We start from the raw sequence: 22,365 nt of genomic DNA, 5'->3' as shown, positions 1-22,365 counted from the left end.
TCTGAAACCTTTCAGACGGCCTGCCGTTTAAATTTCGCTACCGCCGACGGTCAGTCCGGCATCAATCCTCAGTGTCGGTTGTCCGACGCCGACAGGAACACTCTGCCCTTCTTTGCCGCAGACGCCGATACCGCTGTCGAGCGCAGTGTCGTTGCCTATCATGGAAACATGTTTCAGCACTTCGGGACCGTTGCCGATAATAGTCGCGCCTTTGACAGGATATTGCAGCTTGCCGCCTTCCACCCACCACGCTTCGGATGCGCTGAACACGAACTTGCCGCTGGTAATGTCCACCTGTCCGCCGCCGAAATTGACGGCGTAAATGCCCTTGTCGATGGACGCGATGATTTCTTCCGGCTCATAGCCGCCGTTTTCCATAAAAGTATTGGTCATGCGCGGCATAGGGGCGGAAGCGTAACTTTCGCGGCGGCCGTTGCCGGTCGATTGCGTACCCATCAGGCGGGCGTTGGTTTCGTCCTGCATATAGCCGACCAAAATACCGTCTTCAATCAATACAGTGCGTCGGGTTTCGTTGCCTTCGTCGTCGATATTGAGCGAACCGCGTCTGTCGGCAATATCGCCTTGATCCACAACTATCACGCCTTTGGCAGCCACGCGTTCGCCGATTCTGCCGGAGAAAACGCTGGTTTCTTTACGGTTGAAATCGCCTTCCAAACCATGTCCGACCGCTTCGTGCAGCAACACGCCCGGCCAGCCGTTGCCCAAAACGACGGTCATCTCGCCGGCAGGCGCAGGACGGGATTCAAGATTGGTCAGCGCTTGTTTGACGGCGGAATCGACAAACCGACAAACCAAGTTTTCATCGAAATACGCCAAATCATAACGCCCGCCGCCGCCCGCGCTGCCCTGTTCGCGACGCTCGCCCTGCTTGGCAATGACGGTGACGTTCATGCGCACCATCGGGCGGATGTCGGCAGCGTGTTTGCCGTCCAGACGGGCGATGTACACCATGTCGTATTCGTAGGTCAAACCGGCCATCACTTGCACGATACGCGGATCGGCGGCTTTGGCCAGCGTTTCGACTTTGTTCAACAGCGCGACTTTGGCAGCAGAATCAAGACTGGCAATAGGGTCAATCGCCATGTGGACAGGCTTGCCGTAGGCAGGTGTCGGCACTTTGACGCTGGCTTCGCCACCAGCCGCACCAATCACGCGCACGGCTTTGGCAGAGCGGTTGATCGAATCGATACACAAGCTGTCGGCGTAGGCAAAAGCGGTTTTATCGCCCGAAACGGCACGCACGCCCACGCCCTGATCGATTTGAAAGCTGCCCGATTTGACGATGCCCTCTTCCAAATGCCAACTTTCATAGGCAGTGCGCTGACAATAGATGTCGGCATAATCGACATGGTTGGCGCCGATAATGCTCAGGCTTTGGGCGAGCAAATCGGGGGAAAGATGGTTGGCTTCGAGCAAATCCCGCTGTACGGCGGCGTAGGTTTTTTGCATAATTTTTCAGACGGCCCGACAAGCAGGCAAAGTTAATTTGGCCTTGATTATACGGTATTTTATATGGCTTTGGATATGTTGATTGCTTGGGTTTATGAGTGATTGAAACAAATCAAAAGGCCGTCTGAAAGATAGGGTGAAATGTTTGCCTACCCTATTTCAACGTCAGCCGCGTGAAGAAGATAACAAATCATCGTATGATTGATGCAGCGCAGGCTGATAAAGATTCAAATAATAAATAGATTGGAATTGAAATGAAAAAGTTACTTGTTGTATTGCTAGGACTGGCAAGTCTTAATGTTTATGCCAACGGCTGCGGCGGTGAATACCAACCTGCAACTGGAACTTGTCGTATTATCGACAGCTCGGGCCGACAAATTCTATATAACGTTGGCAGACCACAATCTTCTAATAGTGGTTATTCTCAAAACCAACCAAGCGTTGTCAATATCGATGTTCCTTCAAAATATGGTGCATGGGCAATCAATCCTAAAACAGGTATATCAGGTGGAGCACTTGAGATGGATTCACTTGATGCTGCAAAAAAACTAGCCATTAAAACCTGTGAAGAAGGTGGAACAAATAAACCGTGTAAAGTTAGAGCTTGGTTTCGCAACGCCTGTCTCGCTGTTGCTCTAGGAAAAGATGGTTCAGCTTTTTTTGGAGTAGCCCCCCCGGGTATGGCTGAAGCGGAGGCATTAAAAAAATGTCGAAAACGTGGAGCTTTACAATGCAGAATTACTACCCCTGAAGGTTGCTCTATGCCTAAATTCTAACAGACAAAAGGCCGTCTTTATTCAGACGACCTTTTCAATCACGGCAAAGACGATACTAAAACTTAATTTCCATACAAAACAATCTATTACAGAAAAATCCCTTATTTTTTCAATTTTGCTATTGATAATAGTTATTATTAGCGTATAATCAAAACCACTCGGAAGACGTCCTAATCCGAGCCATTAAACGACAGATTTTATCCCCCTCTTCCCCATTATCTCTTGATACTCGGAGTGCGCATATACGAAACATACCTGTTCCCCTTTATATCAGATACTCAAAACCGAAAAACATGAAACCCACTGCCGATACAGTGGGTTTCGTGTTTTGTGGCGTTCGGTTTATCAGGTTTGGCACTGCTGTTCAGGCCGTCTGAAACCGAATAAATCTGATTATCGGCAGGTTTTCATGTTCAATTTGCCATAACGGCCGACAATGTTTCTGATGTCTTGGGCATCGCGCTCGTCGACCGCCATAAAGACCACGGTCATGCGCGCCACGCTCAAACCGGTATCGGGTGCGCTTCTGTCTTCCTGTTCGACAATGCGCGCGCCGCCGAAACCTGCGCTGGACAAGCGTGAAATCAATACTTGGGCGGAAGAACGGCTGCGTGTTACGTCAATGCTGATTTCGCCGTTGTGAATGCTGCCGCTAAAGCCGCGGCTGCCCAAGGCATCCAGCTGGGCGGAAGTGTCGCCGTCGGCAGGTAAGACCACGCGGAAGGTTTTGGAAGCAGTCTCGCCACCGGATGCGCCGTTGCGTTTTTCGATACTGCGGCTGGCTGCATGAGGCCATTTGCCCAATAGGCCTTTGATGCGGTGGTAATCGTCTTCATCCATCACTACGGTGGCGCTGCTGGTACACAAGCGTTCCACGCCGGCCGCGCCCATCTCTTCTTCAGCGGCGCGGCGTTCTTGCGCTTCTTTCTCGCGGCGCATTTTTTCTTTTTTCTCTTTTAACTGCTGCGCTTCTTGCTTTTTACGCAAGGCTTCTGCTTCTTCGGATTCAGGTTCGGCCATAATCAGGCCGTCTGATTCAACCACCACCCAATCGGGTTGCGATGCCTGCCGAGGCTCGGCTTTAGGCGCGTCCAAAGAAGACGGGCGCAATAATTCGTGCGTACCGCCTTCCAAGGAAGATTCGGGTTTGGCGGTTTTATGTTGTGTCCGATAGGCAACCATGCTGCCAAAAACAATGATGTTGAGTGCGACCAAGACCGCAAACAGCCATTTCATGATGCGTTTTCCTTTTTATTGTCCGTTGCGATGGGCAATCCAATGCAAGAGCCCGTGAATCACGAGATTATCGACGATTTTCACTTGATTGTCATGAACGAATGACTCCGGCAGCGCCTGTACGACTCTGGCCGCGCCGCCGCCCGTGATAATAATATCGACCGGTTTGCCCTCGCCCGTTTTGTCTTTCAGACGGCCATGCATCATCATCAACGCGCCGCAAACGGCATCCATCATGCCGCTGGCAATGGCGTTCGGCGTTGTGGTTGGGAACGGATATACCTTGCCGATGGGGCGGTTGAGGTTGGCGGTCTTGAGCGCCATCGCCTCTTTCATCAAGTGGAAACCGGGCATGATGGTGCCGCCGAGATAATGATTGTCTTCCGTCAGCGCGTCGGTGGTTACGGCGGTGCCGCAGCTGACGACGACGCAGGCATTTTGCGTAAAGCGACGGCTGCCCAGCGCATTAAACCAACGGTCGGAGCCATGTTCTTCAGGACGGCGGTAATGGTTGCGGATACCCAAAGCCTGCGGCATGGAAGACAGCCATTCGACCGGACGGGTTAATTGTTCTTCCACCATCGCTTTTTTTACCGAACCGCACACGGCGCAACCGACAATCTTCACATCATCATCGGCAAATTGCAGCCATTCTTCGCCCAGCTGGGTCAAATCACGATACGGCGCGCGGCCGACTTCGGAAAATGTGCCGTTCTCTACCCACGCCCATTTCAACTGACTGTTGCCGCCGTCCAGCAGCAAAAAGCGTTCCGGCTTAGTCGCGGCAGGTTGCGCCGGACGATTATCCGGACGCAAGCTGATCTCGCCGCTGACAATGGTTTTCTCGCCATTGTCGGTCAACAAACGCAACGCGCCTTGCGCATCCACGCCTTTGACTACGCCTTCATGAACAATGCGCCCTTCTTGAAGCAGCAAGACCGGCCTGCCTGTGTCGCGGTTGGCGGCATCGTATTCGCCGACACATGACGCGAATCCGTTTTGCGCGTATTCGTTCAACAGCGCATCGAGTTGCGCCAATACCGCATTCAATAAGGTTTTGACGCTTACGCCCTGCTTAGAGGCCGTCTGAAACAATGCCTGTATGGAAGTGGCGTTTTCAACTTCTTTCGGCAATACAAAATTGATACCGATGCCGATGACGGCGACGGTTTTATTCTCTACCCGAGCCGTTTCAATCAACACGCCGGCCAATTTATCGTTGGCTACAACCAAATCGTTCGGCCACTTGATATTTACGTCCAAACCGATATCGGCAAGCGCGCGGCGGCAAGCCAATGCCACAACCAACGCCAGCGAACCCAGCTCATATTGCGGCTTGTCAAACGCCCAGCCCAAGCTGAACATCAGACATTCACCCTGTCGGTTGACCCAGCTTCGCCCTTGCCGTCCGCGTCCTTTGGTTTGAAAATGCGCCACGCACAAGGCCTTATGCGCCAAATCTGCCGACTGGCGCGCCAATGCCATGATTTCATCGTTGCTGGACGAACATTCGTGTTTCAACTGCGCACGAAAACCCTGTTTTCCGGCCATTTGTTGCAGAGATTCTTCGGCAAACACAGCCAAAGGGCGCACCAAGCGCCATTGCCCGTCATGCTGGCGCAGCAAACCGCGGATATGACCCGGCATCTGTTGCCAGAATCCGTTTAATTGTTGCGGCTTCATACCGACCACTCGCGCCAACTGAGAAACGTGTTGCGGCAGGCCGTCTGAAAGCGCGGCGAGCAAGGCCCAATGGCGGCTGTTTAAATCCGTCATTCGCCTCCTCCGGCTTCGCGGATTTTCGCCAACGTTTTGGTGGTCGAAGTCTGGTGTAAAAACGGAATCGAAAATACTTTGCCGCCGCGCGCAAACGTCTCGGCCGCACCGACAATCTTATCCACAGGCCAATCGCCGCCTTTAATCAACACATCGGGTTTGACCATTTCAATCAACGCGGCAGGCGTATCGTCATCAAACCATGTGACCAAATCCACGCTCGCCAATGCCGCTGCCACTGCCGCGCGGTTTTCCAAAGGATTAATCGGACGGTCGTCCCCTTTGCCCTGACGGCGCACCGAAGCATCGGTATTCAACGCCAACACCAAAGCCGCACCGGCCGAACGCGCCTGCGCCAGATACGTTACATGCCCCCGGTGGAGAATATCGAAACAGCCGTTGGTAAACACTAGCGGACGGGGCAGTGCCGCCAAACGCTCCGCCAGCTTTTCGGGCGGACAGATTTTGGATTCAAATTCTGGAGCTGACCATTCGGACATGATGCGGTTCCTTTGGGAATGAAACAGAAAATAATCGGGGTATTATAAAGGATAACGGCGAAACGCCATAAAAAGATACCGAACGGTACAATATTCGGGCTTGACTGCGTATTCATTGACATTTGATAACACAGCAAACGCCATTTTTGCCGATACTATGATGAAACGGTTTGATAAATACTTTTTTGAAACCCAATTAAATCTGAAGTAAAATTCGGGTATAAACGGAAAAAAGCCTGCATACAATATGCAGGCTTTCATCTGGGGTGGCTGATGGGGCTCGAACCCACGACAACTGGAATCACAATCCAGGGCTCTACCAACTGAGCTACAGCCACCGTAAAAATTGGCACGCCCGACAGGAATCGAACCTGTAACCCCCGACTTAGAAGGTCGGTGCTCTATCCGGTTGAGCTACGGGCGCTCATGCCGATTCGTGCTAAGAATTTTGTGGTCGGGGCGGTGGGATTCGAACTCACGACCCTCTGCTCCCAAAGCAGATGCGCTAACCGGGCTGCGCTACGCCCCGACTGAAGACCTGAACTATACAGACCCTTTTTAACCCGGTCAACATCTACTTTGCTTTATTTTTTCATTTTTTGATTATCTTATTATTTTTAATCGTTATTTATTTTTATGCTTCACAATCAGGGCTACTCTTTTGTGTCAGGTCGTCTGAAAAATGCGATAATTTAAACGCAATATTTATCCCTATTGAGGAGGAAAAATCATGGCTGCACAACTTATAGACGGAAAAAAAATCTCCCAGCAACGCATCGAGGCGGTCGCGCAGGCGGTAAAAGCGCGTCAGGAAAAAGGTTTGCACACGCCTTGCTTGGCGGTGGTATTGGTTGGCGACGACCCTGCCAGCGCAGTTTATGTACGCAATAAAAAACTGACCTGCCAAAAAAGCGGCATTGAATCGCGCTCTTATGAGCTGCCGTCTGAAACCACGCAAGACGATCTGCTGAAACTGGTGGATGAATTGAATGGCGATCCTGCCGTCGACGGTATTTTGGTGCAACTGCCGCTGCCGGCACACATCGACAGCCAAGCGGTTTTGGAACGTATCGAGCCGCATAAAGATGTGGACGGCTTCCACCCTTACAACGTCGGCCGTCTGGTCGTCAAAATGCCGCTGATGCGCCCGTGCACACCCAAAGGCGTGATGACTTTGTTGGAAGCCTACGGCATCGACCCGAAAGGCAAAAAAGCCGTCATCGTCGGCGCATCCAATATTGTCGGCCGGCCGCAGGCGTTGGAATTGCTGCTGTCCCGCGCGACGGTAACCATTTGCCACAGCGCCACGCAAAACCTTGCCGATGAAGTTGCCGCCGCAGATATTTTGGTGGTCGGCGTAGGCATTCCGAATTTCGTTAAAGGCGAATGGGTCAAACCCGGCGCAGTCGTTATCGATGTGGGCATCAACCGCTTGGACGACGGCAGCCTGTGCGGCGACGTGGAATTTGATGTTGCCAAAGAACGCGCGTCCATGATTACGCCCGTTCCCGGCGGCGTCGGCCCGATGACGATTGCCACTTTGTTGGAAAACACGGTACACGCGGCCTCATTGCACGATTAATCGCTGTCATTAAGTTAGGCCGTCTGAACATGGTTTTTCAGACGGCCTGACCTGTTTTTTTGCTTTTTACCTTATTGGCTTCACATGTCCTTACTCTCTTCCCACTCCGACAACCCGACTTTCCGCAACGCTTCCTATATCCTGATGGGCTTGGCCTTGCTGATTGTCTTGCACTACCATTTGCTGCCGCTGCTGCTGTCGGTTATCCTGACCTATATCTTTATTACGCGCACCAACGGCGTCATCCTCAAGCTCCGCCGCCGTGTTTTGCCGCGCAACACGCGGCTGCATAAATCACTCAACGCGCACAATATCAACCTGATTTCCACCACGCTGACGCTGGCCATCGTGTTCAGCATCATCACAATGATGTCTTTAGGCATTTACCACCTGATACACGGCGGCCATGTCGGCTTTATGCTGGCCAAGCTGGCGGCAATTTTGGAAGACACCAAAAACAGCCAAGACCTGCCTGCGGCCATTCTCAATATGCTGCCCAACAATATGGCCGAAATCAAAGCCTCGGCAATCAAGCTGATTGAAGAATACCGCGCCGCGCTGACCCGCATCAGTAAAAACAGCATCACGTCCTTCGTGTACATCCTCATCGGCATCATCATCGGCGCCATGCTCAGTTTCCACCGCCTGGAAATGCGCAAAAACCGCCATAAAATGCCGCTGTTTAAAGCCGAATTGATGCGGCGCATCATCAATTTTGAAACCAGCTTTGAACGCGTGTTCCTCGCCCAGGTCAAAATCTCGCTGATCGACACCTTCCTGACCGGCCTGTACCTCTACTTGGTTTTGCCACTGTTCGGCGTTGAGCTGCCGTTTAAAATGACCGTCCTGATCGTTGCCTTTATCGTCGGCTTAATTCCGGTGGCGGGCAACCTGATTTCCAACACCATCATCATTATTTTGAGCCTCGGCGCATCGCTTTACGTCGCACTCGCATCGCTGGTTTTCCTCGTTGTCATCCACAAGCTCGAATATTTCCTCAACGCCAAAATCATCGGCTCGGAAATCGAATCCAGCGCATGGGAATTGCTGGTGGCGATGGTCGTCTTTGAACGCATTTTCGGCATCGGCGGCATCATCGTCGCGCCGGTTTATTACGCGTATCTGAAAAACGAATTGAAACTGCGAAAATTGATTTAATTAGTTGCATTTATACACATCAAAGGCCGTCTGAAAACGACAAACGGGTTTTCAGACGGCCTTTGCTTTACCTTTTCTTACACTTTACGGCATAATGGCAGCCACGCATTTCTAGAAGAAAGATAAACAATGTCAACCAAAACCCCTTCCCTATTCGGCGGCGCGATGATTATCGCCGGTACGGTTATCGGCGCAGGCATGCTTGCCAACCCGACCGCCACCTCCGGCGTATGGTTTACCGGCTCGCTGGCCGTGTTGCTGTACACCTGGTTTTCCATGCTCTCCAGCGGCCTGATGATTTTGGAAGTCAACACCCATTATCCGCACGGCGCCAGCTTCGACACTATGGTTAAAGACCTGCTCGGCCCGGCTTGGAACGTCATCAACGGCGTTGCCGTCGCTTTCGTTTTATACCTGCTCACCTACGCCTACATCTTCGTCGGCGGCGACCTGACCGCCAAAGGCATCGGCAGCGCGGTAGGCAGAGAAGTTTCGCTGACCGTCGGCCAACTCGTCTTCTTCGGCATTCTCGCCTTTTGCGTTTGGGCATCCGCACGCTTGGTTGACCGTTTCACCAGCATCCTCATCGGCGGCATGGTATTGACCTTTATTTGGGCAACCGGCGGCCTGATTGCCGATGCCAAAATGCCTGTCCTGTTTGACACCCAAGCCCCTGCCGGCACCAGCTACTGGATTTATGTCGCCACCGCCCTGCCCGTCTGCCTTGCCTCATTCGGCTTCCACGGCAACGTTTCCAGCCTGCTCAAATACTTTAAAGGCGACGCGCCCAAAGTGGCCAAATCCCTATGGGCAGGAACGCTGATTGCGCTTGTGATTTACATCCTCTGGCAAATCGCCATCCAAGGTAACCTGCCGCGCAGCGAGTTCGCACCGGTTATCGCCGCAGAAGGACAAGTTTCCGTCCTGATCGAAACGCTGTCCAAGTTCGCCCAAACCGGCAATATGGACAAAGTGTTGACCCTGTTCTCCTACATGGCGATCGCAACATCCTTCCTCGGTGTAACGCTCGGCCTGTTTGACTACATCGCCGACATCTTCAAATGGAACGACAGCATTTCCGGCCGCACCAAAACCGCCGCGCTGACCTTCCTACCACCCCTGATTTCCTGCCTGCTCTTTCCTACTGGCTTCGTTACCGCCATCGGCTACGTCGGCCTGGCCGCCACCATCTGGACCGGCATCATCCCCGCCATGCTGCTCTACCGCTCGCGCCATAAATTCGGTGCCGGCAAAAACTACAAAGTTTACGGCGGATTCTGGCTGATGGTTTGGGTCTTCCTCTTCGGCATCATTAACATTGCCGCCCAAATACTGAGCCAAATGGAACTTGTTCCTGTATTTAAAGGTTAAATTCCCTTAAGGCCGTCTGAAACACCCTCTTTCAGACGGCCTAATTCATTATTTTCCGCTACAATACCCCCTTTCCCCCAACGAACACCGTCCATGTACGACAATATCCGTTTCCATCTCGACGAAGACTACCCCGAACAGCTCCCGCCCGAAAACGCCGCCACCCACATCGGTATGTACTGGCAGTGGGCGGCGCAGGCAGGCCTCGTCAACCCCGTCTGGCAAACCGCCCCCGAAACCGCAGCCGACTTCGCAGCCATGACCTCGGGCAAAATCAGCGGACGGCACTTCCTGCTCAAACACATGGACGGCGCACTGACGGCGGACGACTTTACCGAACTCGGCCAACGGTTTACCGAGTTCTACTACACCGACGAAGAAGACGGCTACGGCGCATTTATGGAAGACTACGTCCTCGCCCTCGACACATCCTCGCTCGGCGGCTTCTACCACGTCAAAAACACCCTGGAAACCTTCGCCAAACTGACACCCGTTTTTCAGACGGCCTTTGAAAAATGGAAAAGCAGTTTGAAAGCAGAAAAATAAGAGCCCACACCATGAAACTCATCATCCTCGACCGCGACGGCGTCATCAACCAAGACCGCGACGATTTCGTCAAATCCGTTGACGAATGGATTCCCATCGAAGGCAGCATGGATGCCATCGCCTTTTTAACGCAGGCTGGCTACACCATCGCCGTGGCCACCAACCAATCCGGTATCGGCCGCAAATACTTTACCGTGCAAGACCTGACCGAAATGCACGCGAAAATGCACCGCCTTGCCGTTCAAGCAGGCGGCACCATCGACGGCATTTGGTTTTGCCCGCACACTGCTGCCGACAACTGCGAATGCCGCAAACCCAAGCCCGGCATGATTATCGACATCATCGAACGCTTCAAGGCCAATGCCGCCGAAACCTGGCTGGTCGGAGACAGCCTGCGCGACCTGCAAGCCATTGATGCCGCAGGCGGCAAATCCGCGCTCGTCCTGACCGGCAAAGGCAAAAAAACGCTGGCCAAACACGAGCAAGACCTGCCCGAACACACCCAAGTCTTCGACAACCTGCTGGCTTTTTCGCAATACATCATGCGTGAAAACACACAAATCGAAGAAGCCGCGCAAGCTATCCTATAAACGACAAGGCCGTCTGAAACCAGCCGACAACGGTGTTCAGACGGCCTTCAAACGACAGACTTTTCCCCGATATGCTGATTATCCGCAACCTGATTTACTGGTTCATCCTTTCCTCTAGCATTATTTTGCTGTTCCCCTTTATGCTGCTCGCCCTGCCCTTCCAAGGCGGCGCGCACAAAATGGCGCAAGTTTGGGTGCGTATCCTCAACTGGTCGCTCAAGCACATCATCGGCTTAAACTACACCTTAAGCGGCGCGGAAAACATTCCCGACCACCCCGCCATCATTTGCTCCAAACACCAAAGCGGCTGGGAAACCCTCGCCCTACAAGAGATTTTTCCGCCTCAAGTCTATGTTGCCAAACGCGAACTTTTCAAAATCCCTTTCTTCGGCTGGGGCTTGAAGCTGGTCAAAACCATCGGCATCGACCGCAGCAACAGCCGCGAAGCCAACAAACAACTCTTAGAACAAGGCCTTGCGCGTAAAAACGAAGGCTATTGGATTACCATTTTCCCCGAAGGCACACGCCTGCCGCCTGGTGAAAAAGGCCGCTACAAGCTCGGCGGCGCGCGCATGGCAAAAATGTTTGAGATGGACATCGTCCCCGTTGCGCTCAACAGCGGCGAGTTTTGGCCGCGCAACTCCTTCCTCAAATACCCCGGTACGGTCAGCGTCATCATCGGCAAACCCATTGCCCACAACAACGGCAATGAAGCCGAACTCATGGCCCAATGCGAGCAATGGATTGAAAGCCAGCAGCCCCTGATTACCGGACAAGGCCCGTTCGCCCCCAAAACCAAATAAATCATTCCATCGGGTGGGCCGCTATGCCCTCCCTTTTCACTCAAACACCATGCCCCGCCTCCATACCCATACCCTTTCAGACGGCCTCACCATTCATATCCAGCTCAAACGCAGCGCCAAGAAAAACCTCATCTTGCGCCCCGTTTCCGCCGATACCGTCAGCATCAATATCCCTCCGTTTGTTACCCAGCACACCTTTACCCAATGGCTGAACGACAACGAAGCCATCCTGCGCCGTACCTTAAACAAAGCACCGGCCCGACAAACACCCACCGACACGCTTCCCGAATGGATTTGGTATCAAGGCGTTCAGACGGCCTTGTCCGTCCATGCAGCAAACCACATCCAAATCAGGCCGTCTGAAATCCTGTTGCCCGAAAAAGAAAACGCCGCCCAACTCACCCATTTGCGCCGTTTCCTACACGAGCGTGCGCACGAATATCTGCTGCCACGCCTCGAAGGCCATACCCGAACCACCCGCCTGACTCCGAGCGCCATTTCCCTTTCCAACGCCAAAACTTTCTGGGGCGTTTGCCGCCACACCACCGGCATCCGCCTCAACTGGCGGCTCATCGGTGCGCCCGAATATGTCGCCGACTACGTCTGCCTGCACGAACTCGCCCACCTGCGCCATCCCAATCACAGCCCTGCATTTTGGGCTCTGACCCACTCGCTTACGCCACATGTTGACCAAGCCGAACAATGGCTGAAGGCGCACGGCAGCGAATTGTTCCGCCTCGGCTAAGTCTTATCCGGCAGCATTTTTCTGCAAGCAAACACCAGCCCAAAGCAAAGAATCAACGCCCTCCAAACAAATCATGTAGTCGCACGTAAAATCAGGTTTATCCGCTTGCCGCCACTCATACCTACCGATAAGATGATGCCATTCTCAAAACCCTTTTCAGAAAGGAAAACCGATGACCAAAGCAAAATCGTTACTGGCCACCGGCATTTTGGCTCTTTTCTCCGCCACGGCATTCGCCTCCTCGCTGCCTTCCGAAATCTACCGTCCGGCAGGCGCGCACACCATCAAAGCCGATTTGGATTTGGACTTGGACCAAAACTAAATCCGACTCGCAAATAAAGGCCGTCTGAAATCCCATCGGGTTTCAGATGGCCTTTTGTCGTCTTTATCAGATATAATGGCACTCGGTTTGTAAAATTTCTGACTCAAAACATTGTACAATCTGCCCACTTATACCGATAACATCCCAAACATTGCCATGAAAAAACGTCTGCTCCTCCTCGCCATCCTTCCCCTTTCCCTTCACGCCGCCGATGTGCCGCCTGATGTGAAACCCGAGCTTCAAGTCAACACAGCCGAACCCCAACAACCCGAAACGCACAACATCCCTGTCGAGCAGACAAACAGGCCGTCTGAAAAAATCATCAACGTCGATGCCGACACCCTGCTTGCCAATACCGAATTACTGGCACGCGCCATGTATTCCGCCGTCGTCGCCCACAACATCCCCGGCATCAAAGCCGTTTTGCCCATTTACGAACAATGGCCAGAACACGACCGCGCCATGGCACGCTATGCCAAAGGTTTGCTTGCCCAATCCGAAGGACGCGCCGCCGAAGCCATCGGCCATTACCGCCGCTTTATCGCCGAGCAACCCGATGCCTCCGCCGTCCGCTGGCAGCTTGCGACCGCCTTGTTTGAAGACAAACAAAACGAAGCCGCAGCCGACCAGTTCGACAAACTACAAACCGAATCCCTCCCGCCTGCCTTGCAAGAACGCATCGAAACCTACCGCAAAGCCCTGCGTGAACGCGACTCATGGCAATTCAATGCCGGCTTGAACATCACGCGCGAACAAAACATCAACCAAGCCCCCGGCCAACGCCGTCTGGGCAACCACCTGAGCGATGAACAATGCCGCGCCGTGCGCCTTGCCTATCCCGACGACGACTGCTTCCGAGGCTGGACATTCCCCGAACCCATCGATGCCACTGCCATCCATTACCAAATCGGCGCAGAAAAAAAATGGTCGCTGCCCCGCGGCTTCTATGCCACGGCAGGCGCAGACCATTACGGCAAAATCTATCCCAAACACACCAACTACAACGACCTCACCACACGCTTTTCGGCAGGCATCGGCTATGCCGACCAGCGCAACGATATCGGCATGACCCCGTTCCATGAACGCCGCTTCTACGGCAACGACCCCTACACCTACACCAACGGCGCACGCCTCCACTACAACCATTGGTGGCAACCCAAGCTGCAAACCCTCAGCGCATTTGAAGCAGGCCGTCTGAAAAACGGCCGCCGCGAGCATTCCAACAACACCAGCCAACTGCTCAGCAACTCCATCGTGTACTACCGCAACGCGCGCCAATACTGGGTAGCCGGTATCGACCTCTACCGCGAACGCAACCGCGACGACAAAAGCGACAGCTTCAACCGCTACGCCCTGCGCACCACATGGGGACAAGAATGGCCCAAAGGCCTCTCCACCGTCCTACGCCTCAGCGCCGCCCAACGCCATTACCAAGCCCCCAGCTTCTTCAGCAACGAACAAAACCGCCGCGACAAAGAAGCCTCCGCCTCCCTAAGCGTATGGCACCGCGCCCTCCATTTCAAAGGTATCACCCCGCGCCTGACCATTGCCCACAACAAAACATGGAGCAACGACAAGTTCTACGAATACGGCAAAACCAAAATGTTTGTCGAATTGAGCAAAACGTTCTGACAAGTAGTACCAATCTGCGAAAAAAGCAAAAATGCCTGTCCTGCATACTTATTTACAAGACAGATTCAAACTTTTACAGATACCGAATCAATAGATTTTTTAAGGCATAATGTCTTATTAAATTCATATTTATCAAATAGATGAAGTTTACGCCCATATTACTTTACGACGTAACGTACAACACTACATAACGCTACAAAGAAATCAGGCCGTCTGAAACCCGACTTGGCGTTTCAGACGGCCTAAGTATTCGTTATCATATCCGCTTACCTCTTCAGAAAGTATGATGATGAACGCCCTAAACAAAACCCTCTTATCCGTTTCTGTCGCGCTGGGATTGAGCGCCTGCGCTTCCGTCAAAACCGCAGACACCTACGACCTAGACTTCTCCAAACAAAAATACACCGAACAAAGCATCGAAGTGAACGGTCAGGCCATCAAATTCCGCGCTTACGAAGGCGTAGTTTACGTCCGCAATCCTGTCGATACCCGTTACGAAATCATCAATATTTATGTACCCGAAGCCTATTACAACGGCGGCGAGATAGACGGTTTCAACGCCGAAACCGCACCGATTTTCCTGCCCAACCAAATCGGCGGCTATATGCCTGCCGAACCGGGCAAACCTGCTTTGGAAGGTAAACGCGGCGAACCTGAAGACGGTCAAAAATCGCCGAACGCCGCGCTGACCGCCCTTTCCAAAGGCTACGTCGTCGCCTCCCCGGGCGCGCGCGGCAGAACGGAATCCACCGGTAAAGCACCTGCCGCCATTGTCGATTTGAAAGCCGCCGTCCGCTATCTGAAAGCCAACGACAAAGCCATGCCCGGCGATGCCGAAAAAATCATTTCCAACGGCACAAGCGCAGGCGGCGCGATGTCCGCCCTCTTAGGCGCAACAGCCGATCAAAAAGATTATGAAAACCACCTCAAAGCCTTAGGCGCGGCGGAAGGCAGCGACAAAGTTTTCGCCGTATCCGCCTACTGCCCGATTACCGATTTGGACCATGCCGACATGGCTTACGAATGGCAGTTCAACGGCATTAACGACTATAAAAAAATGAATATTTCCATGCTCGACTACCGCGTCAAACGCGAGCTGGTCGCCGGCACGCTGACCGATGACGAGAAAAAACTGTCCGACCTCCTCAAACCGCTGTACCCCGCCTATCTCAACAGCCTGAACCTGAAATCCCCCGAAGGCAAACCACTGACGCGGGATGCCCAAGGCAACGGCAGCTTTAAAAACCATATTGCCGGCCTGCTCGCCCAATCCGCCCAAATCCAGCTTGACGCGGGCAAAGACCTAAGCGACCGCAAATGGCTGACCGTCCGCAACGGCAAAGTCGTCTCCGTCGATTTCGATGCCTACGCCAAAGTCGCCGGACGGCAAAAAACACCGCCCGCCTTTGACGGCGTAGATTTGAGCGCGGGCGAAAACCAACTCTTCGGCACCGATACCGTCGATAAACGCCACTTCACCGCGTTCTCCATGCAACACACTACCGCCTCCAACGCCGAAATCGCGGACGAAGAAACCGTCAAAATCATGAACCCGCTCAACTACATCGGCAAACCGGGTGCAAACCTGCCGCAAAACTGGCGCATCCGTGTCGGCACCAACGACCGCGACACCTCGTTGGCAGTCTCCGCCATATTAGCCGCCAAACTGCAAAACAACGGCTACACCGTCGATTACGCCCTGCCTTGGGATGTCGGACACGGCGGCGATTATGATTTGGACGAGCTGTTTGCCTGGATGAAACAGGTCAGCAGCGCTGCAAAATAAGCATTCGCAACATAGATTGAGATGAGATTTGGTATCCTGTTTTAATTAAAGAAAGGCCGTCTGAACTTTTTCAGACGGCCTGTATTTTGATAAAAACTTAAAGCCCTTTATTATATAAATGAAATTTTTAATAGAATTAAATTCTAATTTTTATGAATTAACTGATTTTAAATTCTATAAAATAATTTAAATAAAGAAATTTTAGAATAAAATTGCTAAAACAAAAAATCAAGCCTTGTTTAATTCCGCTAAAACCTGTAACCTGTATCAAAAATAAACAAGAGAGTTCATCATGTCCCAGCACCACCCTACCGACGATATTAAGATCAAGGAAGTCAAAGAGTTACTCCCTCCAATCGCACATTTGTATGAGCTGCCTGTTACGCCTCAGGTTGCCAATTTGGTTTATAAAACACGTCATGAAATTGCAGATTTGGTTCACGGCCGCGACAACCGTTTGCTGGTCATCATCGGCCCATGCTCGATTCACGATACTAAGGCGGCGGTAGAATATGCGCAAAAATTGCTGACCTTGCGCAAAAAATATGAGAAAGAGTTGCTGATTGTGATGCGCGTGTATTTTGAAAAACCGCGTACAACCGTTGGCTGGAAAGGTTTGATTAACGATCCGCACTTGGACGGTACGTTTGACATCAACTACGGCCTGCGCCAAGCGCGTCAGTTGTTGCTGACTTTGAACGAAATGGGCATGCCTGCTTCGACTGAATTCTTGGACATGATTACGCCGCAATACTACGCCGACCTGATTTCTTGGGGCGCGATTGGTGCGCGTACGACTGAAAGCCAGGTACACCGCGAATTGGCCAGCGGCCTCTCCTGCCCTGTCGGTTTTAAAAACGGTACGGACGGCAATCTGAAAATCGCCATCGACGCCATCGGTGCCGCCAATCATCCGCACCACTTCCTGTCTGTAACCAAAGCCGGACATTCCGCGATTGTCCACACCAGCGGCAACCCTGATTGCCATGCGATTTTACGCGGCGGTAAAGAGCCTAATTACAGCGCGGAGCACGTTAAAGACGCGGTTGCGCAGCTTCAAAAAGCCGGCGTGAGCAGCAAACTGATGGTGGACTGCAGTCATGCCAACAGCCGTAAAGACTTCCGCAAACAAATGGATGTAGCTCGCGATGTTGCGGCGCAGCTGAAAGCCGGTGAAGAAAACATCATGGGCGTGATGGTGGAAAGCCACTTGGTTGAAGGCCGTCAAGACAAGCCTGAAGTTTATGGTCAAAGTATTACGGATGCCTGCATCGGTTGGGATACGACTGAAGAATTGCTGGCCCTGCTTGCTGAAGCGAAAGGTTACCAAGCTTAAGTGCTAAACCATAAAAAAAGACCGGATATGTTCCGGTCTTTTTTGTGTCTGTTATTTTGATTTCTTTGCTCATATTCAGAATAAAAACAGTATTTTAAGAAAAAATCAGGCCGTCTGAAACAATTAAAAGACAGTTTCAGACGGCCTACTCAATCCGGTTATGCCGCACCAACGCTATACGTTTCGCCCTTGCTGTCCGCTTGGCCGACAATGGCAGCAACGGCAGCGGCCAAGCCGTTGCGCGTCATGTATTTTTGCGGAATTTCTTGGGCATTTTGTGTCAAGGTATAGGCATTATCTTCGCCATCGGCAAGGCCGCAGGGGCGCAGGATAGTCCAATTCAAACCGCTTTGTTTGAGATAGATTTCGGCTTCCGTTTTGGCACGGACGGCTTCGCCGAGTGCCTGTTTGAACGGCTCGCTCATCATGTCCCATTGTTCACCGCAGCCCATGCTGGTAATCAGTACAAAGCGGGCTTGCGGATTGACGGCTTTCGTAACGGCAATAATGTTGATATTGCCCAGCGCATCGCTGCGGATGCCCTCTTCGTTTTTGCCTCCGACAAAACTGATCACGGTATCGGGACGGTATTGTGCCAACGCTTTATCGAGCGCATCGGCATCAAGCGCATCGGCGACGACGGTTTGAATATTGTGTTCGGTAAAAAAGCTGTCTTCAGACGGCCTTCTCAATACGGCGACGGTATCGGCTGAGTCAGTCAATGTGCGGATATAGGCTCGGCCAGACGGGCCGTTGGCTCCGAAGATGAGTTGCATGTTTGGGGTTCCTTTGTATGGTAGATGTTTATTGTTAGAAAATCCGCTCCTCTATGCAACAAGGAACGGATTTTCAGGCCGTCTGAAACCGTTTAAGCGGCATTAAACAGTTTGCGCATGGCTTCGATTTGGTGTTGTTTCAACTCGCCTGCTTCATCGCGGCCGACAAAAATTTTAAACATGGCGCCACCGTTGCGGTTGATAAAGTTGAGCGAGCAAGTGGCTTTACCCATGAACGGGCGTTCCAAAAGGTAGATGGAGGCGCAGTTTTCATAGTAGATGTGGCCGTGTACGCCGCCGTCAGTTTCAGGATGGTCAAAGTTGTAGAAACCGCGGCCGACTTTGCCGTTTGGCAGTTTGCCGCTGACTTCGACGATGGCATCGGGGGTGTGGGCGATGAAGGTAACGGATTCATCCCATGCTGCGATGGCTTGGAGGATTTCGACAATGCGGCTGCCTTCGGTTTGGCGCACGTTCTCTTCAGGCAGGCAGCGGATAACGTCTTCAAAACTGCATTGGTTTTGCGCGGCCAGCATTTCCAGCACTTGGCCAGGATTTTTTTCTAATGATTGGCGCAACATGGTTTGTTGTTCGGCTGAAAGTTTTTGCATGGTTTGATCCTTTTCTTGAGTCGGAAGAGTGAGCATGAGTTTGCGGATAAGGGTGGGCGACCAATAACGGCCGCTGGTATTCAAACGGATCAGGCCGTCTGAATCGGGTTCTTTAAAAAGCTGCATTTCCTGCCATTGGGCAATCAGCTTTTGCGCTGCTTTGTTGCCGTCGAACAATGATGGATTCAGACGGCCTGTTTCAATATCGTGCTGAACTTTGCTGAGCAGTGCTTTATTTGGACTATGGCCGCTCATAAATGCGATGTTTTTCTCGCCTTTCGGCGTGGCGAGATAACTTTCCAAATCGCCCTGCACCTGATAGCTGAAACCGCCGAAGTTACCCCCTGCGCCGGAGCCGAACGCCAAACAGGGAATGTCGGATTTGATCAGGGTATTGTAGCGGTTGCGCTCGCCGCGGCCGGGATAGGCGAAGTGGCTGTTACTGACCTGTTCCCATCCTTTTTCCAGTAGTGTTTCAACCGTGTAGGCATATTGGTCTGCCTGAATATCAAAGCCCGGCGGTGTCGGAAATGCGCCTTTTTCAATCATGCGGTTGATGGGTAGCATGGGATAAAGGTTGAACGCGTACGTATCCAAACCGGACAGCGGCAGCTCGGTGGCACGGGCGATATCGTTTTGCCAAACTTCATCGGTTTGATTGGGCAGGCCGAACATCAAATCAGCGACAATCACGGCATCGAGTTCGCACAGTTTTGCCAAATATTCAAACGCCTCGTCGCCGCTGTGTTTGCGGCCGAGACGGCGGCGGATAGCGGTATTGAAGGTTTGCACGCCGATGGAAATACGGTTGGCCCCTGCTTCGAGACAGGCCTGTGCTTTTTCCAAATCGAAATGGCTCATGCGCCCTTCGATGGTGAACTCGCAGTCTTCGGCAAGAGGCAAATATTGGTAGCAGGCACGAATCAGGCGGACGAGGTCTTCCGTAAGCAACGCGGTGGGCGTACCGCCCCCGAAATAAACGGCTCGGATTTTGCCCTTTCCTGTACGGACTTCGGCTTCAGCGGCCATTTCTTCGATAATTTTGTCGGTGTACACGCTGCTTTGGCTGTCCTTCCACGCATTACGGTAGAAGCCGCAAAAAACGCAATGGTTGGCGCAAAATGGAATATGCAGATAAGCAAGCGCATCCACATCGGTGGCATGGGGAAGCTTTTTCTTCCAAATGTTCTGCCACTGGGGACGCGGCATTGGAACACCGCCCCAAACGGGCATTAATGCCTGACGTTCGGGAAATGCCTTGGGCGCGGATTGTTTCGGAGTCCAAACAAGCTGCTGTACCATGATAATGATTAATAAAAATTATTAATAAGATTGATATATTAAATAACCATCATCGTTTTCTTGTCAACATTTTTGAGTAATTAAAAATCAGTATTATTTTAAAATATTGTATTCTATAAATAATTAAATGTATTTCTATTTTATGGAAATCGGCATTTTACTTGTGAAATGCACAAAATTTGGTTCTTCAAGTCGGGAACATCCTCCCATCTCGTTTTATTTTTGAACGATAAAATAAATTTTCTTTATCGTTTTTCAGACGGCCTGTTGGCGCTCAGCTTCTGAAATAAAACCCTGCTTCATCTTCGCAACGGCGTATCTGCCAACCGTAAACCGATTCAAGCAAGTCGGGGCGCATCACTTCGCCCACCTTGCCTGATGCAACGACTTTTCCCTTATTCATCAAAATAATATGTTCCGCATAACGCGCGGCGAGGTTTAAATCGTGCAATACCATCATTGATGAGGCACGGTTTGAATGCCCGACCAAATACTGCATCAGGCGGTGTTGGTGGCGAATATCGAGATGGTTGCACGGTTCGTCCAAAAGCAAGACCGGCGCGTTTTGCAACAGGGCGCGGATGATGTTGGCGCGTTGTTGCTCGCCGCCTGAGAGCTTGCCGATACGCTTATCCGCCAATGCCGTCAAATCAAAATAATCGAGCAACTCGTCCGCCCATTCATGGTTCAGACGGCCTTTTTGTACGAATGACGCCAACGCAATGTATTCACGTACGGTCATCGGCATATTATAACGGCCATGCTGCCCGACCCATGCCACCCTGCCCGCGCGGATTTGCGGCGTAACGGCCTCACCGAAAAGCGTGATTCCCCCCTGCCCCGTTTGCCCGATTAATGCCCGCAGCAAAGTAGATTTGCCTGCGCCATTCGGGCCGATAATAACGGTCATGCCCGAAGGTATATCCAGTTGATCAATTTCAAGCAGGGTTTTGTCTTGGACGCGGACGGAAAGATTACGGATTTGAAATAAGGTGTGCATGGCAAAAGATATGGTGCAATAAAGTTTCAGACGGCCTGTTTAGGCATCAACGGCTTTTCAAAGGCTTGATAAACAAATACATAAAAAATGGTCCGCCCAATAAGGCAATTACGATACCGACCGGCAGATCGACAGGGTATGTCAGCCAGCGCGCTGCGCCATCTACCACCATCAAAAATACTGCGCCCAACCAAGCCGACAGCGCAATCAGTTTGCGGCGGCTGCCGCCGACGGTTTGCGCCAGCACATTGGGGATCATCATGCCGAGAAAACCGATGATGCCCGAAAGCGATACCGCCGCTCCCGTCATCAATGCCGCGCCGATTACGGTTTGCACACGCAATGCCCCAACTGATACCCCCATACTGGCAGCCGTGTCTTCCCCCGTCATCAAAACATCCAGCCGCCTGCCTGCCGACAGCAAAATCAGAAAACCGGGCAACATGACCGTGATTGCCGCGACAGGAGATGAGAAACCGGCTTCGGCAAGGCTACCCGACAGCCATGTGGTTGCACTGCGCAATACCAAATCGTCAGATAAAAACAAAATCATGCTGACTACCGCGCCCGAAAACGCGCTCAACACAAACCCCAACACCAGCAATCCCAAAGTACCGCCACCAAGCAGTTTGTGCACCGCCAAAATCAGCAGGCACACACCCAATGCACCGAGAAAAGCCGCGCCCGGCACACCCATCGCGCCGCCGCCCAAAGCCAATAACACAATCACGCCCAAGGCCGCCCCGCCCGACGTCCCGATCAAACTCGGATCGGCCAGCGGGTTCTCAAATAAAGCCTGCAATGCCGCCCCCGAAGCGGACAAACCGGCTCCGACCAAAAGTGCGGTATAGATGCGCGGTAAACGGATTTGGCGGACGGTTTCATCCATCGCCAATGGCGACTCCCACGCGCCAAAACCGATGCCGCAGCACAAATAAACGGCAGCGGCAGTAAGCAGCAGGCAGAGGGTAAGGGTATGCGGTTTCATGACATCATGAGGTTTAAGCGGATTGAGGGACGGTTTCAGACGGCATTTTTAAGACAACC

The 22,365-nt window shown here is 52.2% G+C and carries 20 protein-coding genes and 3 tRNA genes; 12 read left to right on the top strand and 11 right to left on the bottom strand.

The genetic code is table 11. From position 1 onward, the window contains the following. Nucleotides 1-27: 27 nt before the first annotated feature. The gene (gene tldD / locus HMPREF2865_RS11170; RefSeq protein ID WP_070647242.1) at nucleotides 28-1,470 is read right to left on the bottom strand and encodes a metalloprotease TldD; all 1,443 of its coding nucleotides are present in this window, start codon (nucleotides 1,468-1,470) and stop codon (nucleotides 28-30) included. Nucleotides 1,471-1,724: 254 nt separating this feature from the next. Between tldD and HMPREF2865_RS11840 the strand changes: the two genes are divergently transcribed. Then, nucleotides 1,725-2,246: a DUF4189 domain-containing protein gene (locus HMPREF2865_RS11840; protein WP_083309609.1), complete on the top strand. Its 522-nt coding sequence runs from the start codon at nucleotides 1,725-1,727 to the stop codon at nucleotides 2,244-2,246. Nucleotides 2,247-2,639: 393 nt separating this feature from the next. Here the strand turns inward: HMPREF2865_RS11840 and HMPREF2865_RS11160 are convergent, their stop codons facing one another. The 6 genes from HMPREF2865_RS11160 to HMPREF2865_RS11135 form a co-directional block, all read right to left on the bottom strand. Beyond that, nucleotides 2,640-3,482, bottom strand: coding sequence for a cell division protein (locus tag HMPREF2865_RS11160; protein ID WP_070647240.1), 843 nt, complete (start codon nucleotides 3,480-3,482; stop codon nucleotides 2,640-2,642). Between the two features lie 15 nt (nucleotides 3,483-3,497). After that, nucleotides 3,498-5,258, bottom strand: a complete 1,761-nt coding sequence (locus tag HMPREF2865_RS11155) for a bifunctional biotin--[acetyl-CoA-carboxylase] ligase/type III pantothenate kinase (protein ID WP_070647239.1) — start codon at nucleotides 5,256-5,258, stop codon at nucleotides 3,498-3,500. After that, on the bottom strand, nucleotides 5,255-5,761 hold the full coding sequence (locus HMPREF2865_RS11150) for an adenylyltransferase/cytidyltransferase family protein (RefSeq protein WP_141745162.1): 507 nt from the start codon (nucleotides 5,759-5,761) through the stop codon (nucleotides 5,255-5,257). The genes HMPREF2865_RS11155 and HMPREF2865_RS11150 overlap by 4 nt, the downstream gene beginning before the upstream one ends. Before the next feature lie 259 nt (nucleotides 5,762-6,020). Next, nucleotides 6,021-6,096, bottom strand: a tRNA-His gene (locus tag HMPREF2865_RS11145). 9 nt (nucleotides 6,097-6,105) lie between these two features. Then, nucleotides 6,106-6,182 (bottom strand) — tRNA-Arg (locus HMPREF2865_RS11140). Nucleotides 6,183-6,209: 27 nt separating this feature from the next. Further along, a tRNA-Pro gene (locus tag HMPREF2865_RS11135) sits at nucleotides 6,210-6,287 on the bottom strand. A 201-nt stretch (nucleotides 6,288-6,488) separates the two neighbouring features. Here HMPREF2865_RS11135 and folD point away from each other — a divergent pair. The 11 genes from folD (at nucleotide 6,489) to aroG (ending at nucleotide 17,629) form a co-directional block, all read left to right on the top strand. After that, nucleotides 6,489-7,340: a bifunctional methylenetetrahydrofolate dehydrogenase/methenyltetrahydrofolate cyclohydrolase FolD gene (gene folD / locus HMPREF2865_RS11130; protein ID WP_070647238.1), complete on the top strand. Its 852-nt coding sequence runs from the start codon at nucleotides 6,489-6,491 to the stop codon at nucleotides 7,338-7,340. A gap of 84 nt (nucleotides 7,341-7,424) precedes the next feature. Continuing rightward, nucleotides 7,425-8,498, top strand: coding sequence for an AI-2E family transporter (locus HMPREF2865_RS11125; protein WP_049333660.1), 1,074 nt, complete (start codon nucleotides 7,425-7,427; stop codon nucleotides 8,496-8,498). A gap of 129 nt (nucleotides 8,499-8,627) precedes the next feature. Beyond that, complete coding sequence (locus HMPREF2865_RS11120; RefSeq protein ID WP_070647237.1) at nucleotides 8,628-9,869, top strand: aromatic amino acid transporter; 1,242 nt, start codon at nucleotides 8,628-8,630, stop codon at nucleotides 9,867-9,869. 93 nt (nucleotides 9,870-9,962) lie between these two features. Continuing rightward, the gene (locus HMPREF2865_RS11115) at nucleotides 9,963-10,415 is read left to right on the top strand and encodes a DUF7832 domain-containing protein (RefSeq protein WP_070647236.1); all 453 of its coding nucleotides are present in this window, start codon (nucleotides 9,963-9,965) and stop codon (nucleotides 10,413-10,415) included. A gap of 11 nt (nucleotides 10,416-10,426) precedes the next feature. Further along, entirely contained in the window at nucleotides 10,427-11,005 is a 579-nt protein-coding gene (gene gmhB / locus HMPREF2865_RS11110) for a D-glycero-beta-D-manno-heptose 1,7-bisphosphate 7-phosphatase (protein WP_039862535.1), read from the top strand. 71 nt (nucleotides 11,006-11,076) lie between these two features. Beyond that, entirely contained in the window at nucleotides 11,077-11,808 is a 732-nt protein-coding gene (locus HMPREF2865_RS11105) for a lysophospholipid acyltransferase family protein (RefSeq protein WP_070460589.1), read from the top strand. Nucleotides 11,809-11,857: 49 nt separating this feature from the next. Then, nucleotides 11,858-12,553 carry a M48 family metallopeptidase gene (locus HMPREF2865_RS11100; RefSeq protein ID WP_070647235.1) on the top strand — a complete coding sequence of 232 codons (696 nt, stop codon included), beginning with the start codon at nucleotides 11,858-11,860 and terminating at the stop codon, nucleotides 12,551-12,553. Between the two features lie 172 nt (nucleotides 12,554-12,725). After that, nucleotides 12,726-12,875, top strand: a complete 150-nt coding sequence (locus HMPREF2865_RS12215) for a hypothetical protein (RefSeq protein WP_168163644.1) — start codon at nucleotides 12,726-12,728, stop codon at nucleotides 12,873-12,875. Between the two features lie 156 nt (nucleotides 12,876-13,031). Beyond that, on the top strand, nucleotides 13,032-14,507 hold the full coding sequence (locus tag HMPREF2865_RS11095; protein WP_070647234.1) for a surface lipoprotein assembly modifier: 1,476 nt from the start codon (nucleotides 13,032-13,034) through the stop codon (nucleotides 14,505-14,507). 289 nt (nucleotides 14,508-14,796) lie between these two features. Next, on the top strand, nucleotides 14,797-16,293 hold the full coding sequence (locus tag HMPREF2865_RS11090) for a subtype B tannase (RefSeq protein WP_210399363.1): 1,497 nt from the start codon (nucleotides 14,797-14,799) through the stop codon (nucleotides 16,291-16,293). A 292-nt stretch (nucleotides 16,294-16,585) separates the two neighbouring features. Continuing rightward, on the top strand, nucleotides 16,586-17,629 hold the full coding sequence (aroG, locus tag HMPREF2865_RS11085) for a 3-deoxy-7-phosphoheptulonate synthase AroG (protein ID WP_070460595.1): 1,044 nt from the start codon (nucleotides 16,586-16,588) through the stop codon (nucleotides 17,627-17,629). Nucleotides 17,630-17,787: 158 nt separating this feature from the next. Here aroG and HMPREF2865_RS11080 read toward each other — a convergent pair whose 3' ends face one another. From HMPREF2865_RS11080 to HMPREF2865_RS11065, 4 genes are all read right to left on the bottom strand, one after another. Further along, a complete protein-coding gene (locus tag HMPREF2865_RS11080; RefSeq protein WP_070460597.1) occupies nucleotides 17,788-18,405 on the bottom strand; it encodes an NAD(P)H-binding protein in 618 nt (205 codons plus the stop codon). A gap of 92 nt (nucleotides 18,406-18,497) precedes the next feature. Beyond that, a complete protein-coding gene (gene hutW / locus HMPREF2865_RS11075; protein WP_070647232.1) occupies nucleotides 18,498-20,318 on the bottom strand; it encodes a heme anaerobic degradation radical SAM methyltransferase ChuW/HutW in 1,821 nt (606 codons plus the stop codon). 274 nt (nucleotides 20,319-20,592) lie between these two features. Then, a complete protein-coding gene (locus HMPREF2865_RS11070; RefSeq protein ID WP_070647231.1) occupies nucleotides 20,593-21,318 on the bottom strand; it encodes an ABC transporter ATP-binding protein in 726 nt (241 codons plus the stop codon). Nucleotides 21,319-21,364: 46 nt separating this feature from the next. After that, the gene (locus HMPREF2865_RS11065; protein ID WP_070647230.1) at nucleotides 21,365-22,306 is read right to left on the bottom strand and encodes a FecCD family ABC transporter permease; all 942 of its coding nucleotides are present in this window, start codon (nucleotides 22,304-22,306) and stop codon (nucleotides 21,365-21,367) included. Between the last annotated feature and the right edge of the window lie 59 nt (nucleotides 22,307-22,365).

This window comes from Neisseria sp. HMSC073G10, assembly GCF_001812605.1.
GTDB classification, from domain to species: Bacteria; Pseudomonadota; Gammaproteobacteria; order Burkholderiales; family Neisseriaceae; genus Neisseria; species Neisseria subflava_A.
The sequence above is the reverse complement of the archived record's forward strand: the minus strand, read 5'-3'. Positions and strand labels throughout refer to the sequence as shown.